The sequence below is a fragment of the Salinivibrio sp. ML290 genome, assembly GCF_001995695.1.
Lineage (GTDB): Bacteria > Pseudomonadota > Gammaproteobacteria > Enterobacterales > Vibrionaceae > Salinivibrio > Salinivibrio siamensis.
This window is the reverse complement of the sequence record NZ_MUEY01000006.1, coordinates 69883-87025: the sequence shown is the minus strand read 5'-3', so window position 1 is coordinate 87025 and position 17143 is coordinate 69883. Positions and strand designations below refer to the sequence as shown.

Annotated in this window: 22 protein-coding genes and 1 tRNA gene; 6 read left to right on the top strand and 17 right to left on the bottom strand. The window is 50.5% G+C overall.

Annotated features, from left to right (window positions below):
* Window positions 1-8: 8 nt before the first annotated feature.
* From flgD to BZG23_RS07205, 5 genes are all read right to left on the bottom strand, one after another.
* Complete coding sequence (gene flgD, locus BZG23_RS07225; RefSeq protein ID WP_046074966.1) at window positions 9-752, bottom strand: flagellar hook assembly protein FlgD; 744 nt, start codon at window positions 750-752, stop codon at window positions 9-11.
* A 14-nt stretch (window positions 753-766) separates the two neighbouring features.
* Window positions 767-1180, bottom strand: coding sequence for a flagellar basal body rod protein FlgC (flgC, locus tag BZG23_RS07220; RefSeq protein ID WP_077606533.1), 414 nt, complete (start codon window positions 1178-1180; stop codon window positions 767-769).
* Window positions 1181-1183: 3 nt separating this feature from the next.
* On the bottom strand, window positions 1184-1579 hold the full coding sequence (flgB, locus tag BZG23_RS07215) for a flagellar basal body rod protein FlgB (RefSeq protein WP_046074968.1): 396 nt from the start codon (window positions 1577-1579) through the stop codon (window positions 1184-1186).
* 186 nt (window positions 1580-1765) lie between these two features.
* A complete protein-coding gene (locus BZG23_RS07210) occupies window positions 1766-2593 on the bottom strand; it encodes a protein-glutamate O-methyltransferase (protein ID WP_046074969.1) in 828 nt (275 codons plus the stop codon).
* A 26-nt stretch (window positions 2594-2619) separates the two neighbouring features.
* Window positions 2620-3543, bottom strand: a complete 924-nt coding sequence (locus BZG23_RS07205) for a chemotaxis protein CheV (protein WP_046074970.1) — start codon at window positions 3541-3543, stop codon at window positions 2620-2622.
* A 125-nt stretch (window positions 3544-3668) separates the two neighbouring features.
* Between BZG23_RS07205 and flgA the strand changes: the two genes are divergently transcribed.
* The 3 genes from flgA (at window position 3669) to BZG23_RS07190 (ending at window position 5225) form a co-directional block, all read left to right on the top strand.
* Window positions 3669-4361 carry a flagellar basal body P-ring formation chaperone FlgA gene (gene flgA, locus BZG23_RS07200; RefSeq protein WP_077577997.1) on the top strand — a complete coding sequence of 231 codons (693 nt, stop codon included), beginning with the start codon at window positions 3669-3671 and terminating at the stop codon, window positions 4359-4361.
* 89 nt (window positions 4362-4450) lie between these two features.
* The gene (flgM, locus tag BZG23_RS07195; RefSeq protein WP_046074972.1) at window positions 4451-4774 is read left to right on the top strand and encodes a flagellar biosynthesis anti-sigma factor FlgM; all 324 of its coding nucleotides are present in this window, start codon (window positions 4451-4453) and stop codon (window positions 4772-4774) included.
* A gap of 16 nt (window positions 4775-4790) precedes the next feature.
* A complete protein-coding gene (locus BZG23_RS07190) occupies window positions 4791-5225 on the top strand; it encodes a flagella synthesis protein FlgN (protein WP_046074973.1) in 435 nt (144 codons plus the stop codon).
* A gap of 302 nt (window positions 5226-5527) precedes the next feature.
* Here the strand turns inward: BZG23_RS07190 and BZG23_RS07185 are convergent, their stop codons facing one another.
* Both BZG23_RS07185 and BZG23_RS07180 read right to left on the bottom strand, forming a co-directional pair.
* Window positions 5528-5962 (bottom strand): LPP20 family lipoprotein, encoded by a 435-nt coding sequence (locus BZG23_RS07185; protein WP_046074974.1) that lies wholly within the window; start codon window positions 5960-5962, stop codon window positions 5528-5530.
* A 24-nt stretch (window positions 5963-5986) separates the two neighbouring features.
* A complete protein-coding gene (locus BZG23_RS07180; protein ID WP_046074975.1) occupies window positions 5987-6622 on the bottom strand; it encodes a FlgO family outer membrane protein in 636 nt (211 codons plus the stop codon).
* A 210-nt stretch (window positions 6623-6832) separates the two neighbouring features.
* Here BZG23_RS07180 and BZG23_RS07175 point away from each other — a divergent pair, with 210 nt between their 5' ends.
* Complete coding sequence (locus BZG23_RS07175) at window positions 6833-7966, top strand: flagella assembly protein FlgT (RefSeq protein WP_077606532.1); 1134 nt, start codon at window positions 6833-6835, stop codon at window positions 7964-7966.
* A gap of 50 nt (window positions 7967-8016) precedes the next feature.
* Window positions 8017-8092: transfer RNA gene (locus BZG23_RS07170), tRNA-Arg, on the top strand.
* A gap of 15 nt (window positions 8093-8107) precedes the next feature.
* On the opposite strand, the gene pgpA is transcribed toward BZG23_RS07170, so the two are convergent.
* From pgpA to glyA, 9 genes are all read right to left on the bottom strand, one after another.
* Window positions 8108-8608 (bottom strand): phosphatidylglycerophosphatase A, encoded by a 501-nt coding sequence (gene pgpA / locus BZG23_RS07165; protein ID WP_046074977.1) that lies wholly within the window; start codon window positions 8606-8608, stop codon window positions 8108-8110.
* Window positions 8595-9584: a thiamine-phosphate kinase gene (gene thiL / locus BZG23_RS07160; RefSeq protein WP_077606531.1), complete on the bottom strand. Its 990-nt coding sequence runs from the start codon at window positions 9582-9584 to the stop codon at window positions 8595-8597. The genes pgpA and thiL overlap by 14 nt, the downstream gene beginning before the upstream one ends.
* Window positions 9585-9647: 63 nt before the next feature.
* Entirely contained in the window at window positions 9648-10112 is a 465-nt protein-coding gene (gene nusB / locus BZG23_RS07155) for a transcription antitermination factor NusB (protein WP_069363225.1), read from the bottom strand.
* Complete coding sequence (gene ribH / locus BZG23_RS07150) at window positions 10113-10583, bottom strand: 6,7-dimethyl-8-ribityllumazine synthase (RefSeq protein WP_046074980.1); 471 nt, start codon at window positions 10581-10583, stop codon at window positions 10113-10115.
* Between the two features lie 123 nt (window positions 10584-10706).
* Entirely contained in the window at window positions 10707-11816 is a 1110-nt protein-coding gene (gene ribBA / locus BZG23_RS07145; protein ID WP_046074981.1) for a bifunctional 3,4-dihydroxy-2-butanone-4-phosphate synthase/GTP cyclohydrolase II, read from the bottom strand.
* Between the two features lie 10 nt (window positions 11817-11826).
* Complete coding sequence (locus BZG23_RS07140) at window positions 11827-12489, bottom strand: riboflavin synthase (RefSeq protein ID WP_077606530.1); 663 nt, start codon at window positions 12487-12489, stop codon at window positions 11827-11829.
* A gap of 5 nt (window positions 12490-12494) precedes the next feature.
* Window positions 12495-13625, bottom strand: a complete 1131-nt coding sequence (ribD, locus tag BZG23_RS07135) for a bifunctional diaminohydroxyphosphoribosylaminopyrimidine deaminase/5-amino-6-(5-phosphoribosylamino)uracil reductase RibD (protein WP_046074983.1) — start codon at window positions 13623-13625, stop codon at window positions 12495-12497.
* The gene (nrdR, locus tag BZG23_RS07130) at window positions 13622-14071 is read right to left on the bottom strand and encodes a transcriptional regulator NrdR (protein WP_046074984.1); all 450 of its coding nucleotides are present in this window, start codon (window positions 14069-14071) and stop codon (window positions 13622-13624) included. Before nrdR ends, ribD begins: the two co-directional genes overlap by 4 nt.
* A gap of 182 nt (window positions 14072-14253) precedes the next feature.
* Window positions 14254-15504 (bottom strand): serine hydroxymethyltransferase, encoded by a 1251-nt coding sequence (gene glyA / locus BZG23_RS07125; protein WP_077606529.1) that lies wholly within the window; start codon window positions 15502-15504, stop codon window positions 14254-14256.
* Window positions 15505-16009: 505 nt separating this feature from the next.
* Here glyA and BZG23_RS07120 point away from each other — a divergent pair.
* On the top strand, window positions 16010-16627 hold the full coding sequence (locus BZG23_RS07120; protein ID WP_046074986.1) for a YitT family protein: 618 nt from the start codon (window positions 16010-16012) through the stop codon (window positions 16625-16627).
* A 104-nt stretch (window positions 16628-16731) separates the two neighbouring features.
* On the opposite strand, the gene glnB is transcribed toward BZG23_RS07120, so the two are convergent.
* Window positions 16732-17070 carry a nitrogen regulatory protein P-II gene (glnB, locus tag BZG23_RS07115; RefSeq protein WP_046074987.1) on the bottom strand — a complete coding sequence of 113 codons (339 nt, stop codon included), beginning with the start codon at window positions 17068-17070 and terminating at the stop codon, window positions 16732-16734.
* Window positions 17071-17143: the final 73 nt, after the last annotated feature.

Here is a 17143-nt window from a genome sequence, read left to right as displayed (position 1 = left end):
TAAATCGGTTAGCCTTTCGTCACATTTCCGACGTCGGCATTACCGACCTCTAGCACTTCAGCAAGCTTAAACGGTGAGGAGAAGCCGGCAAGATTTAGCATCACGTTGCCATCGCCATTCCCCAGCAAGACACTGTTTACATTGGCATAGGTCGACACATCAAACTCTTGAGTTTGGCCATCAACCAAGCCGCTAACTTTGAGCTTATAGGTCCCTTCCGGCATAGGATTGCCGTTATCGTCGAGCCCATCCCATTCCACACGGTGATCGCCCGGCGGTTTGGCACCCATACTGAACGTTCGTAATAGCTGTCCTTGTTCGTTTTCAACTCGGACACTGACGTTATCGAGCGCACGCGGCAACTTCACCATACCAGCCACACCGCCAGTCTCTCCTTTAACACCTGTCGATCCAGGCACAAGGACATCACGTCCGACCAAGGATGACGCTTGCAATGCTTGGTTGGAAGTAATCGACTCGTTGAACGTATCAAACTGATTGTTCATTTTGCCGATGCCTTCTACCGTCGCAAAAGACGCCATCTGCGAGATCATCTTGTCATTATCGACAGGTTTGAACGGATCCTGTTGTGACAGCTGTTTGGTGAGCAGAGAAAGAAAGTCTTCTTGCTTGAGTGCCTGTTTGCCTGTTGTACTATCTTGGCTCTCTTGCAGTTTTTTCTCTTGCTGCGCCTTTAGCTGGTCAATGTAGGACAGTCCGTTACTCGAACCTGTACCGTCGATTCCGGCCATCTTCGCCTCCTACATTACTGCCCCATCTGAAGCGTACGCATCAGCATTTGTTTACTGGCATCGGCAACCTGCACGTTGGTCTGGTAGGCCCGCGATGCCGAAATCATGTTCGCCATTTCTTCYATGACATTCACGTTCGGTTTGAAGATATACCCTTCTTCATTCGACATTGGATGATCAGGGTTATATTCCGCCCGTAATGGCTTTTGGCTTTCCACAATACCGTCAATGTTGACCGGCACACTTTCCCCTTGCTGTTTGAAGCGGTTAAGCTCCGCAGAGAAAATCGGATGCCGAGCTCGATATGTTTCTTCCRCAGAACTACTCACCGAGTTGGCATTGGCCAGGTTGCTTGATGTGGTGTTCAATCGTACTGACTCGGCACTCATCGCCGATCCCGACACGTTAAAAATATTAAACAAACTCATCGATTATTTCCCATTCAATGCCTTCTTCATGTTCTTGAACTTAGAGCCAAGAAAGTCCAGTGAGGCTTGGTATTCTAGTGCGTTCTGCATGAACAAATTCTTTTCTAATTGCGCATCAACCGTGTTGCCATCGCCAGTGTCTGGTTGCGTGGGGATACGGTATTTCTTTTCCCCCATCACCTGGCTAGAGGCAGCAATGTGCCGCTCATTGGTGCGGCTTAGGCCAATACTTGCCTCGGATGTTGCCGCTTTTAAGGCGCGTTGAAAGTCGATGTCTTGCGCCTTGTAACCTGGCGTGTTGGCATTCGCAATGTTGCTAGACAGGGTTTCTGCCCGCTTGCCTCTAACGCCAACTGTGTGCTGGTGCACACCAAGTGCATTGTCAAATGTGATCGCCATGGACAACCTCCGAGTTCTTACTGCATGTAATAAAGCAAACAGGGTGCCAAGTTTTCAACAAGGCCTTTTTTTTGTCTTCAGCTCAGGTGGGACGCGGGGTGAGAGACAGGAATGTCTATCGATAAAAAGTGAGAGAGCGGCAGAGAGATGTAAAAAGCGGCAAACCATGTGCCGCTTTGCCGCCTGCTATTTAAGCTTATAGATAATGCCGGGGTTACAGCGGATCATTTCAAACTTGTCGGTTAACCCCGTGAGTGACTCCGACGCGCCCAAGATCAAGTAACCGCCAGGATTCAATGCCCCCGCCATCTGATTCAACACTTTGGCTTTCATATCAGGTGAAAAGTAGATCAGTACATTACGACAAAAAATGATGTCGAATTTGCCTAACAGACTATAGCTTTCCATCAAGTTTTGCGGGCGGAACGTCACCATGCGCTTGATATTTTCTTTCACCCGCATTTTGCCATCTCCCACGTCCTCGAAAAAGGTACGTCGACGTTCCGGCGACAGTCCGCGTCCCAGTGCCAAGTTGTCGTATATCCCCTGGCGACACGCCTCCAGCATGGATGTCGATATATCAGTCGCGGTGATACTCACGCTTCCAAGCATGCCAGGTTTGCGTTGCTGGGTTTCCGCCACCGTCATGGCAATGGAGTAGGGCTCCTGCCCTGAGGAGCTTGCTGAAGACCAGATTTTTATCGGCTTACGAGATTTGGCTAGCTCGGGTAACAAACGATGTGCCAACACTTCATACGGATAAGTATCGCGAAACCATAAGGTTTCATTGGTGGTCATCGCATCTATCGCAGCGACTGCCAGCTCGCGATTACGTCCAGTGGTGACTGACTTTATCAACTCTGACAGCGACCCCAAGCCAAATTTATTCACCAGCGGGCTCAAGCGGCTACGTACCAGGTACTGCTTGCTATCTCCCAGTACGATCCCACACTTGGCTTCGAGATGTTTGCAAAAGTCTCGATATTCTTGGTCACTGATTGCTACATTTGTCATTAATTAACTCAATCGCTCTGGTTGGGTTACGACTTAACCGCCTCGAGTACGGCAGAGCCCAATTCATCAGGGTCGAACTTCGCAATAAACGAGTTAGCCCCGACACGCTGAACCATGGCCTCGTTAAATACCCCACTCAATGATGAATGCAATACTACATGAAGATCCTTGAGACTCGAATCTTTTCTAATCTCGGTTGTGAGGGTATACCCATCCATTTCAGGCATTTCGATATCGGATATCACCAAGGCAAGTTGACTGTAGATGCTTCCCTCGGCGGCCATTTCTTTCAGTTTTTCTAACGCTTCTTTGCCATCTTGTACCAAGATAACGTCATACCCGACGCTTTCAACCGCGCGCTTCACCTGACGGCGTGCGACGCTGGAGTCATCGGCCACTAACACCTGGCTAGGCGCACTTTCTTCCCGCTCTTGCCGTTTCGAGAGTACTTCCTCACTCACATCTTCATTCACAGGCGCGATTTCATTGAGAATTTTTTCAACGTCGAGCACTTCCACCAACTCGTTATCAATTTCGGTGACCGCGGTGAGGTAGTGCGATCGCCCTGTCCCTTGCGGGGGAGGAAGAATTTTTTCCCAGTTCATATTGACGATACGCTCGACCGAGCCGACTAAAAAGCCCTGCATGGAACGGTTAAACTCGGCAATAATCACAAAGCGGTTCTCTGGATCGGGAATAGCTGGCCCGCCAGTTGCTAGGCTCATGTCGATGACAGAGACGGTTTGACCGCGGATGTGGGCCACTCCTTTCACCAAAGGATGCAAATTTGCCATTGCGGTGAGCCGTGGGCACTGCAACACTTCTTTGACTTTAAAAACATTAATGCCAAAGCGCTGTTTTCTCATCAGGCGGAAAGTCAACAGCTCTAACCGGTTTTGTCCTACCAGCTGTGTACGCTGGTTGACCGAATCAAGAACACCACCTGTCATAAGATAAACTCCATATTGCCCCGTTTTTTTTGTAGAGTAGCATGGTAATCATAGTGGGTAATCACATGACTCTCGAGAAAAGAAGGGATTTTTTTTCTTAACGTCCGCTACTGATGGATTGAACTATGTCCAAGATATTACGTTTATTTATCGTCGTTTGGCTTACAAGCTTTAGCCTAAGTATAGCTGCTGCGACAGTAAGTCAAATTGAAGCGGTGCAAGAAGCCGCGGAGGCGCATGTCGCCGGTATTATTTCGCTGCCTGAAAATGGCGAACTCAACATCGCGGCGGGGAACCTTGATTCGCGCATGCGCCTAACCGATTGCCCCGTGCCACTCGATACCAAAGTGCCAGGCCGTCAACAGATTAATACCTCGGTCACCGTAATGGTGTCTTGTGATCGAGACAACTGGCAAGTGTATATTCCGGTTAAAATCGAGTTGATGACCCCCTCGGTTGTCGCAAAGCGACCACTCAATCGTGGCATGACTATTGCTTCGAATGATCTAGCCGTTCAAATGGTAAATAGTCGGTTTCAACGCGGGCATACCTATACGCAACCCGCGCGTTTAATTGGCTCTAAAGTCAAACGAACCGTGGGAATAGGTGAACCGATCAGCAGTAACGATGTCTGCGCCGTGTGTCGAAATGATGACGTTTTGATCACTGCGCAAGGAAACGGACTGAACATTGTTGCAAAAGGCACGGCATTAAGTGATGGCGCTCTAGGTGAGCAAATAAAAGTGAAGAACAATAAATCTAACCGGATTGTCGATGCTACAATCTCAGCGGTCGGCGAAGTAACGGTTAATTTCTAACTTTTTACGTCACAATGCTAAAGTAACAGCAAGGTGTGCCGATATGCTGAGCAACGGACTCAAAAAGCGACTGACAGTAAGGCGATGTTATGGCGAGTATTGACCAACTACGTGGTAATCAGCAACCCCTGACCACAACTCGTAATACGAGTAACCAGACCAAAACACAAGAAACGCAAAGCGGCTCAGTCCGTGAACAGCAAGGGGTAAAACCCCAAGACGACGCTGTTTCACTCAGCCAACAAAGCCAAGTGATCGATAAAATGAATCAGAAAATGGCATCTGAGCCCTACTTTGATAGCGCCAAGGTTGATCAAATCAAGCAAGCGATATCAAACGGCTCTTACAAAGTAGATCCTGATAAGCTCGCCGCAAACATGATGCGTTTCGAGAACGATCTCAACGACAGCTAAGCTGATTGGAGTGGTTATGACCCCTACTGCGCCTTTAACAACCTTGGTTGAACAGCAACTCGAGCGAGTCCAAGCGCTACAAAGCGTGCTCGAGCAAGAAGCCGGTGTCATTGCCAGCCGCTCCTCTGAAGATATCGAAGCAATAGCCAAACAAAAACAGTCGCTTATCAACGAAATTCAACGTAATGATGCGCAAATTAGTCGTCACCCAGAACGCGATTTACTTAACCATGATGAAACGTTAAGTGAACACGTGAATGCCATTCAAGCCACCCTCTCAGCCTGCAAACAGCAAAATGAAACCAATGGCATCGCGCTTCAGCGCGCGAGTCTGAGTATTCATCGCCTGCGCAACCTGTTCCAAGAAAGCGGTGGTAAGTCAGAATTGACCTATAATCAAGACGGCAATGCGTCGGGGAGAAAAACCCTAGGCACTAACGTTAAAGCATAACGTCTTTCCTACGAACAACGACCACGCTCCAAGCCACCACACCGGCTACCTATTTGTCTCGCTTTTCTTGCCTATCTTATCGGCGCACGATCGTCTGCCTGTTTTTTGTCGACTCTGGCTTGCTCCCTAAGATGGCCTAACGCGCTATCGCGCCACGATGGTGCCTGACTCAAGCACAAAAAAAGCGAGCATAGTGCTCGCTCTCCGTCTAAAGGCATACGTCGTTTTTACACCCTGCCTGCTTAAGTGCCAAGATGTTGGCGTCATCCTTCTCATTTGATCAAAGCAAGACGCCCTAGTGGCTAGAAAATAATATTATTGTTATTCGGTACAGGCTGCGATTCGCCATAGCGTTTCATTTTCTGCATGGTATCGAGATCGAGTTCGAGTTCAGTGACGTAACTGTCACCCACTTTATAACTGGCCACCACTTCTGCGCCGCGAATAATACCATCCACCGCGCCCTGGGTCGTGTCGCGGCCTAAACTTTGATCATCAACACGTGCACGGCTGCTAACCCGCAAGCCATATACTTGTTCACTCAATTCTTTGTACGCATCCACTTTAGAGGCACGCATGGCCCGGGTTTCTTTTTCTTCTTGGGTTGCGCCTTGTTGTGCACTAATTGACGCCATTCCCACCGCCGAGATGATGTTTTCTTCTTTCATCTTAGTTAATGGCTGACAGGCTGACAGCATCAGCAAGATTGCGATGACAAATCCGTGTTTCGTAAACATTTATCTACCTTACTCTTTCCTGTACTAAGGTTTTAGCACCACTGTCTCTCGCTTCACGCGGTTTTGATCGTCTCGAATAATCACGCCATCGCGTTTGCGAACCTTGTATAAACTATCAATATCACGCCCAATACGATCGGCCGGCAAGAAGCCTTGCGCCGAAGCAACCACCACGCGAGATTCCATACCGATTACCCGGGCATTAACTAATACCCCGCCGCCTTGACGCAACATAGTCCCCGTCAATACATAATCGATTTGTTGTTCAGGGTTAAGTTCTTTCCAGTCTCGGCTAATGGTAAAATCACCATCTTCCGTCACCCGAATCGCGCCCGTCGATTTAAAGTCAATCACCGTAAAGCCGCGGCGCTGCATTTGATAAATCAGTCCCTCGGTGACGGTATTACCTAACCAGTTGGTCTCATCCATTTTTTGCAAATCAACAAACGAGGTGACCGCCAAGGGCGTTCGCGCTGTCAAATACGCATTGGTGGCTAACAGCTCATCGGCCATACTGTTTAGAAAGTAATCAAGCGTGTGACGTGGCCGCTGCTTAAGGAAAAACTCACTGCCCGAATACGGCTCTTTGCCGTTATAAATTGGCGTGTAAGCACAGCCTGTTACCAATAGCGCTACTATCGCCACTATCCACTTTTTCATCGTATCATGCTCCGCGCTCAGTCATCGATGTGAGACAAGTGTGTCATTAAGGGTATCGGTTGATTTGATGAAACCTTTACCTTTGATTGCTGGCTCTATTTAGGTACACAACTTGCATCAGCGTCTTTGCGTCATCTTTTTGGTAGGGCTTAACCCTACGCACTAATAGATTGAAAGCAATTTCCATACCCACTAAGTGAGATCTTGACTATGAAAACCCTTTTGGCGCGGTTAACGCTCATTGTCAGCCTGAGTGTCGCTCCTTGGACACACGCGGCGTGGTATGAAGTATCGGCCAGTTCCCCCATACTCGAAAGCCAGCAAGCCGCCCGTGTTCGGGCACTTGAAGCCGCAACCTTTGATGCCATGCGCTTTGCCGGTGCCGATGTAGGCAGCTTGCAGCAACTCAAGCGTTTTTACTCGCAAGCTAAACCTGGTTATCAGTTTAGCGGCAATGCGGTACGCGAGGTACAAGTGTTAGAAGAAGGCACTCAAGGCGGCAATTATGTTGTCAATCTGCGCTTAGATATCTATCCATCGGCAAACGCTTGCCACAAAACCCAGTATAAAAAAGGCATGGTGTTAACACGTTTTCCGATTGTTTCACCCCAACAAGCCGCGTTAGGGGGCATTTATCAATTTGGCGATGACTTTTCGGTACTCCTCAACCGTGAGATAAAACAACACGCACAGAGTTTTGTCGGGCGTGGTATCGCCAATGTTGATGTCTCGCCCAATGCGCCCCGCACGGTGGCCATGTTAGCTGAAGACAAAGACGCGCAGTTTGTGATCACCGGCGCAATCACTGATCTATCTGCCACGACGGACGCCAGTGGCTTTGGTGAGGCACAAAATAACCGCCAATTGGCCATCAATGTCCAGGCAATGGACAGTGAGAGTGGTGAAGTCATATTTCAACGCCGCTATCGCGATGTCGCCCAATGGCCGTTTGAACGCCATAGCCAAGTCGATACCCAGACCGCGCGCTTTTGGCAATCTCCTTATGGGCAAATGGCACGCCGAATGAGTCGAAATATATTGTTAGACTTGGAGTCATCACTGTCTTGTCGCGCCAGTAAGCCAGAAATCGTCGCCCTCAAAGACAATATTGCACAAATAAATGTCGGGCGTATCAATGGGGTTAAACAAGGCGATCAACTGAACCTGTGGCACATTGCCTCGTTCACCGATGATTTAGGTATCGTACGTACTCAACGTCGAAAAAGCGGCATCACACTGACCGTTGCACGCGTTTATGAAAGCAGCGCGGAAGCCGTGGTTCAGCCCAATAATCTCAGCGGCAGCATACAAATCGGCGACATAGTGACCAAAGGGGTAAATTAAATGAAAACAGGCGCTTAAATCGCGCCTGTTTTTACGTATAATGTCGACACGCTCTCATAGCTCAACAGGATAGAGCAGTCGCCTCCTAAGCGATCGATCGGGGTTCGAGTCCCTGTGGGAGCGCCATTCCTTTCTGTATGGCTAAAACCAAGTCAAGGCCTGTGTATAGGTTGCCAGTAGCCAGAGGCTGGCCATCGCCATCACACCAGCGACAATATCATCCAGCATGATCCCTAAGCCACCGTGAACATGTTTATCCAGCCAGCTTATCGGCCATGGCTTAACCATATCGAAGAGGCGGAATAACACAAAGCCTGCTAAAACGGTTTGCCAGTCGGTGGTAGGCACCAACGCCATTGTCAGCCAAAAACCAACAAACTCATCCCAAACAATCGCTCCATGATCATGCACTTGCATGTCTTTCGATGCCCGACCACAGATAGCAATGCCCGCTAGGCTACCGACAATAATCGCCAACCACAGTGCAAGCGTCCCCCCAACGTTCACCAGCACCAGGTAGAATGGCACCGCAAACAAGGTACCGACGGTCCCCGGCACTATCGGTGATAAGCCACTGCCAAAGCCAAGTGCCAATAGATGATATGGATTGGTCAAGGATAAACGATGCTTAGGATCTGTCACGACGTGGCTCCTTAAAATGATCCCATCCAGACAGCACCCAATCGAGAGGCTGACTGTCTGCCACAAGTTCAAGGCGGTGGTTGCCGGTTATTTGCCCGATGCATTGCACATTGACTCCGCTGTGCTTAAGCGTCGTATCTAGCATCCCCCGATACATTTCCGGTACCGTAAAACAAAGCTCGTACTCCTCGCCACTGGTGAGGGCGAGTTTTTGTGCCTGCTCAGTATGGCCGATCTCCGCTAACAAAGACTCAGAAAGCGGCAGTTGCGTCACATCAACTTTTGCACCGACACCACTAGCGGTGAGGATGTGGGTTAAGTCTGCGTGTAAACCATCAGAAATATCAATCGCCGCTGACGCGATACCTCGCAATGCCTGTCCAGCGGTCACTCGTGGCTGAGCCCGATAATGACGATTGATCAATGTGGTTGCGCGAGCCTTATCAACCACTGGCTTGCCGAGAATATAATCGAGCCCGGCTTGGCTCTCACCCAGTGTGCCGGTCACAAAAAGCCAGTCTCCCGGTTTCGCACCCGCACGAGTCAACGCCTGCCCTTTAGGAACATGACCGTGTAAGGTAATGGTGATGCTTTTGGGCCCACGCGTGGTATCGCCGCCAATGAGTTGGACTTGAAAATGCTCGGCAAGGGCGGTAAAGCCTTGGCAAAACCCTGCCACCCAAGCATCATCGGGCTCTGGTAATGTGAGCGCCAGAGAACACCACGCTGGCATTGCGCCCATTGCAGCCAGATCGCTTAAGTTAGAGGCTAACGCTTTATGCGCCACATCAGAGGCACTCGCAGTCGGAAGAAAATGAGTGCCCTCCACCAGCGTATCTGTGGTCACCACTAACTGACAGCCTTCAGGGACCTCGACCAACGCACAGTCATCACCAATACCTAAAGCGACATCACGACGCTTGACCGGCTGACGAGCGAAGTAGTCGCGAATCAAATCAAATTCGTTGCGTGTCATAACTCGTATGTGTTGGATAAGAATAATAAAAAGGCCAGCAGTGCTGGCCTAGTCAGGAAGGGATTAGCGCAGCCGAGGGTACGCTTTATCCAAGACGCCATTAACAAACTTATGGCTGTCTTCTGCGCCAAAGCGTTTGGCCAGTTCCACGGCCTCATTGATAACCACTTTGTAGGGGACATCGTCGCACTTGATCAGCTCATACATCGCAAGGCGTAGTAAGGCGTGCTCCATATCATCTAAATCCTGCAAAGGACGGGATAGGTACGGGCGCATCTTACTATCAAGCTCTTGATGGCTAAGCGCTACACCGCTAAACAGATTACGAAAATAAGCAACATCCGTTTCTGGTTCACGTAGAAGCGGCTCTGTTTTCTGATGCTCGTCTTCTTCTTCGTATTTATCTGCGGCAAGAAACGCGGCTTCAATATCAGCGACATTGCCTTGCGCTAGCTGCCATGAATAGATGGCTTGCAATGCAAACTGACGTGCATTACGTCGTGCGGCTGGTTTCACTTTAACCCCCATTTAGGATTCAATTTGGGACAGAACATTCACCATTTCAAGCGCGCTCAGTGCAGCCTCTGCCCCTTTGTTACCAGCCTTGGTACCTGCGCGTTCGATCGCTTGCTCAATGGTGTCTACCGTCAGCACACCAAATGCGACTGGGGTTTCAAACTCCAGTGCAACTTGTGCTAACCCTTTATTACATTCTCCGGCGACATAGTCAAAATGCGGTGTGCCACCACGGATCACCGATCCGAGTGCCACAATCGCGTCATAGCGACCGCTCTTGGCGAGCTTTTGGGTCACCACAGGCAACTCGTAGGCACCTGGGCAACGCACCACGGTGATATTATCGTCGTTGACTTGGCCTTGGCGCTTCAGTGCGTCAACCGCACCATCCAGCAAACTCTCGTTGATAAAGCTATTAAAGCGAGAGATAACAATAGCAACCTGCGCGTTGGGCGCGGCAAATGCCCCTTCGATTACGTTCATGAGCCTTCCTGTGACTTGCTTTCCGGAATGAGAAACCGCGCGATTCTACCACATTTTTATCCGATGGCACCATGTTCCGTGCCAGTCGATGATGGTGCTAATCGCGCGCCCCGTTTATCTATCTTATTCGGTGACGTATTCCACCACGTTCAGGCCAAAGCCTGACAAGGCATGATAACGCTTGGTCGACGACGACAGCAGGCGCATTTGCTTGACACCAAGATCTGCCAATATTTGCGACCCAATCCCCACTCGGCGAGAGGTCCCCTGCCATTTAGCGCCGGCGGGTTTCTCACCTTTATCTTGCGCTTCAAACGCTTTCACTTTGTTGATAATGGCATCGCTGGTTTCTTCTTTACCCAGAATCACCAACACCCCGCCTTCATCGCTAACCCTTTGCATCGCGCGGGTCAGACTCCAGCTGCGCTCAGCCGTCCGATCAGATTGGAGCACATCGGTAAAAGTGTCTTGCAGATGCACACGCACTAGGGTGGGATCGGCGGTCACCTCGCCTTTACACATCGCATAATGGATTTGGTTATCAATGGTGTCGCGGTAGGTGACTAAATCAAACTCACCAAATTCCGTCGGCAATTTACAAGACGCCACCCGTTCAATGGTCGTCTCGTTGAGATTACGGTATTCAATCAAATCGGCAATGGTGCCCAGCTTGATGCCGTGTTTGTCACAGAATACTTCCAAGTCTGGGCGACGCGCCATGGTGCCGTCTTCATTTAAGATCTCAACGATCACGGAGGCAGGACTATAGCCACCTAAACGGGCCAGATCGCACCCGGCTTCGGTGTGGCCAGCACGGGTGAGCACCCCTCCTTCTTGCGCCATCAAGGGGAAGACGTGGCCCGGCTGCACCAAGTCAGCCGCTTTAGCGTCGGGGGTAACCGCGGCTTGCACGGTGCGTGCGCGGTCAGCCGCCGATATCCCGGTGGTAACACCCTCTGCCGCTTCAATCGACACGGTAAACGCGGTGGAAAATTGCGCATTATTGTCCGACACCATCAAAGGCAACCCAAGTTGCTGGCAGCGCTGCTGGGTCAGCGTCAAACAAATCAACCCTCGGCCATGCGTGGCCATAAAGTTGATCGCTTCTGGGGTCACTGCTTCTGCCGCGATGATCAAATCACCTTCATTCTCGCGATCTTCGTCATCCATCAACACCACCATTTTGCCTTGGCGGATATCGTCAATGATTTCTTGAGCGCTACTAATTGCCATCTTGGGATCCTTATTTCAAAAAGCCGGAACGGGCCAATGTGTCTAGACTGACACCCGTTGATTGTGTCGGTTCAGCGGCCTTGTCACCGAGCATCAATCGCTCAAGGTAACGGGCAATGACATCGACTTCGATGTTTACCTTACGCCCAGGCGCAAAGTGCTGAATAGTGGTTTGCTCAGCCGTGTGCGGCACGATGGTGAGTTTAAACGCACTGCCGTTCACCTCGTTCACCGTCAAACTGATACCATCCACCGTGATAGAGCCTTTCAATGCCACATACTTGGCGAGTTCAGGCGGTAATGCAATCCAGTACTCCCAGGCGCGGCCAGTTTGGCTAACGGACGTTACTTCTCCCAAGCCATCAACATGCCCCGAAACCATATGACCGCCAAAACGGGTGGTAGGTAGCATGGCTTTTTCAAGGTTAACGCTATCTCCTACCGACAAGGCGCCCAGCGATGAACGCGCCAAAGTCTCAGAGGAGACATCCGCGCTATAGCCCGTTGCGGTCAATGCGACGACAGTCAAGCACACCCCGTTGGTGGCAATGCTGTCACCCAGTTTGACGTCCGAGAGATCAAGCGCACCGCTGTCGATCGTCAGAGTAACGTCTTGTCCCCGACGACTCAGGGTTTGTACGCGCCCTATCGCTTCAATAATTCCAGTAAACATTGTTCTTAATACTCTTGCGTAATTACGGCATGCTCAGAGAGGCTCGCCCGTAAGCGGACATCGTCACCGACAGTCTTTACCTGGTTAAAGTGGAAACGTGGCGCGTCATCCATCGACTCTAATCCGCCTAATGCGACCAAAGGACGGCTATCGGCCCCTAATAATACCGGCGCTTGGTAGACAATCAGCTCATCCACCAAGGATTCACTCAGCAGCTGGCTTGCCAGCCTCGCGCCTGCTTCCACCCATATTTTGTCAATATCATGTTCCGCCAATGCGCGAAGGATAGTGATGAGCGATGCATCGGGCATCACCCATTCTTGCACGTTATCTGGCCACGCTTTATTACTCGGCGTATCAACAATACGGATCACGTTGCCCTCAAGTTGATAGACACTCGCTTCCGGCACGGTTTGGTTGTGTTTATCCAAGATCACACGTGTCGGTTGGCGTCGCGTCGATTGAGGATAATGGTCGAGGACAGCACGAGGAAGTTGGTTGTCACGGATATTGAGGCTCGGGTTATCCGCAATCACCGTGGCACTGGTCGATAGAATCGCACTCGCTTGCGCGCGAAATGCTTGCACATCGGCGCGCGCGGGTTCCCCAGTGATCCATTTACTGTGCCCATTCGCCAAGGCGGTGCGCCCATCGAGGCTCCCTGCCAGTTTGAGCTGCACATAGGGCATTTTAGTTTGCATACGTTTGATAAAACCGGGGTTCAGCGCGTTGGCGCGCTCGGCCATCACGCCCACAACCACCTCAATGCCGGCTTCTTGTAACCGTGTGATACCACGTCCAGCTACTTGCGGGTTTGGGTCTTGCATCGCGCACACGACGCGGCTAACGTTGGCAGCAATCAACGCATCGCAACACGGCGGCGTGCGACCATAGTGAGAGCAAGGCTCTAAGGTGACGTAAGCTGTCGCCCCTTGTGCGCGTGCTCCCGCAGCCTTTAATGCATGTACTTCAGCGTGCGGGCCGCCGGGGGCAATATGAAACCCTTCACCGACCACTTCGTCGCCCTGTGCAATCACACAACCGACATTAGGATTAGGCGTGGTGGTATAACAGCCTTGGGCCGCGAGCGCTAACGCGCGCATCATCATGGTTGTATCCCGATCGCTTTGACTCATTTTTGCAACCGTGCGATTTCTTCGCCAAATTCACGAATGTCCTCAAAACTGTGATACACAGAGGCAAAGCGAATATAAGCCACTTTATCGAGCTCCTTGAGCGCTTCCATGACCAAGTTCCCTACCATGGCAGAGCCAATTTCGCGCTCTCCGGTGGCACGCAAACGTGACTTTATACTGTTGATCGCTTTTTCAATATCATCCGCGCTCACTGGACGCTTTTCTAATGCGCGTTGAATGCCGCCACGCAGTTTCTCTTCGTCAAACGGCTCTCGGTTACCGTTGGTCTTAATCACCCGTGGCATCACTAATTCCGCCGTTTCGAACGTGGTATAACGCTCTGCGCACGCCAAACACTGGCGGCGACGGCGAACTTGGTGACCATCAGCCACAAGACGAGAATCGATCACTTTGGTGTCGGTAGCACCACAGAATGGACAGTGCATGAGTGTCGCCTCCTCAATATCGTCTTGCTAGTGTAACCGATTTGTAGCGATGAAAAAGCCTATCGAAGAGGACTTTATGGTGGTTTTGTGTGCTAAACAAAGCCAGTGAGGCACATCGTGTCGATAAAAATAAAAAAGACGCCCGAAGGCGCCTTATAACCTATTCATTTCCGTGTCATTAATTAGGCATACACAGGCAGACGACGGCAAATCGCTTGGACTTTTTCTTTGGTCTCAGCAATCACTTGCTCATTGTCGATATTATCCAAGACATCACACATCCAATGCGCAAGCTGCTCGGCATCTTGCTCAGTAAAGCCACGACGTGTAATGGCTGGGGTGCCCACACGAATACCAGAGGTGACAAACGGGCTGCGTGGATCGTTCGGCACACTGTTTTTGTTCACAGTGATATTAGCCGCGCCCAGTGCTGCGTCTGCTTCTTTTCCGGTAATGTCTTTATCGATAAGATCAACCAGCAACAAATGATTATCGGTTGAGCCTGATACTATTTTGTAGCCACGCGCTTGGAAGCCTTTGACCATCGCGCGAGCATTATCAATCACGCGCGCCTGGTAAGCCTTAAACTCAGGCTCCATCGCCTCTTTAAACGCCACCGCTTTACCCGCAATCACATGCATCAAAGGGCCACCTTGGCCACCTGGGAACACGGCGGAGTTGAGCTTCTTATAAAGGTCTTCACCCGCATTCGACAAGATCAAACCACCGCGAGGGCCCGCAAGCGTCTTGTGGGTAGTGGTCGTCACCACATGCGCGTGTGGCAATGGATCTGGATATACGCCTGCCGCAATTAAACCCGCGACGTGCGCCATATCGACCAACAGCCATGCGCCCACTTTATCGGCGATTTCACGCATGCGCTTCCAATCCACCACTTGTGAATAAGCAGAAAAGCCACCGATGAGCATTTTGGGCTTGTGCTCCAGCGCAAGCTGTTCCATTTGCTCATAGTCAATTTTACCCGCTTCATCGATACCGTAAGGGATGACATGGTAATGCTTACCAGAAAAGTTGACCGGCGAGCCATGAGTCAGGTGACCACCATGCGCCAAGCTCATTCCCAGAACCGTATCTCCGGGGTTGAGCAGGGCCATATATACCGCGCTATTTGCTTGTGAACCTGAGTGAGGCTGCACATTCGCATACTCACAACCAAACAGCTCACACGCGCGCTCAATCGCCAGCGCTTCGGCTTTATCGACATACACACACCCACCGTAATAGCGCTTGCCGGGATAGCCTTCCGCGTACTTGTTGGTCAGTTGAGAGCCTTGCGCTTCCATGACGCGTGGGCTGGTGTAGTTTTCTGATGCGATCAGCTCAATGTGTTCTTCCTGACGTGCCGTTTCTTCTTCAATGGCGGCGAACAGGGCGGGATCGTAATCCGCAATCTTCATGTCACGCTTTAGCATTTGTCTCTCCTGACTTAACATTGGCGGGCAATTACCCATAAAGCAAACGCTAGGGCCTTTTCAGCTCACCTAGCAAAAACCGGCGCAGGGGCGATGGCTTAGATCACGCCTTGGCTTAGTCGCCTTAAGATGACAAATCAAAGCGATTAAGCCAAGGAAAATCGTTCGCTATACCAGCACTACGCAAACGTTTTCGTTACCGCTATGACTGCGTTTGCTATTCTACAAAAAATCCAACCTATCAGGTAGCCTGCGTCACAATTTTTTATCGCGCATGGCAATCGTAATGGTCGGGCGTCAACGAACATAGTCGGTGTAAAGGTTTTACAGCTGAGTATCATAATGCTGACATTCTACATTCAAGTGATTTACCTCCCCGCCTTTCTCTTCGTCCTAATTGGCGATAAAATCCGCGCCCGATTATCCCATTAACTTTTTACCGCCAGCCCTTTGGGTTTTGGCGGGCTTTTTGTTGTTGTCACGCTAATAAGTAGGGAGAAGCCGTGTGAGTCAGTATCAACACAGCTTTAAAGAAGACATTATTGCTATTGCCTCTGGCGCGTTCTTAGTCGCCCAAGGGGTGTTTTTCTTGCAACAAGCCGGACTTTTAACGGGCGGGACCACAGGGCTGGCTCTGTTGGTCAGCCAATTTACAGACTTGTCCTTCGGCACCCTGTACTTTCTGTGTAATTGTCCGTTTTATTTGATGGCATGGTTTCGCATGAGCCCACGCTTCGCACTGCGCAGCTTACTTGCGGGGGGCGCGGTATCAGTGATGGCTGACCATATTGCCTATTTCTTTGAAATTACCTGGCTGGCACCTGCGTACTGTGCCGTCATTGGTGGGTTGCTAATGGGCGTCGGCATGTTGATGATCTTCCGTCACAACGCCAGCTTAGGCGGCTTTAACGTCTTGGTGCTCTATTGTCAGGACAAGTTTGGGATCTCGGCAGGAAAACTGCAAATGGGCATCGACTGCACCATCCTCGCGTTATCTTTCTTCCTCATCGACCTCAACCTCTTGATGTGGTCGGTGGTTGGCGCGATTGTGCTCAACTTAGTCTTGGCGATGAATCATAAGCCCGGGCGCTATCAGGCGCATCCTGCTAACCCCGGGGCTTGAGCGCCCTCTCAACGCTAATCAATCCGACAGCACGGCGCAAAACAACAAAGCCAAGCATGATGCTTGGCTTTTTACTACTGATCGTATTCGCTTATAGCGCGTGATTAAATCGCTTCTTCGTCTTCTTCACCGGTACGGATGCGCACCACGCGCTCAACATCAAAGACAAAGATTTTGCCATCACCGATTTTACCGGTTTGTGCGGTATCAATAATGGTATCCACACACTGCTCAGCCACATCGTTACTGACGATCACTTCAAGCTTCACTTTCGGTAAAAAATCGACCATATATTCGGCGCCGCGATAAAGCTCAGTGTGGCCTTTTTGACGACCAAAGCCTTTTACCTCTGAGACGGTCATCCCCGTAATCCCCACGTCGGCGAGCGCCTCGCGTACGTCATCGAGTTTAAATGGCTTGATGATGGCTTCAATTTTTTTCATTCCGTTATCCCTCTCGTTGGCCGCTGGCCGGTCCTGATGGATCAAGTGTTTAGCTCAAATTGTATCGCAGCAG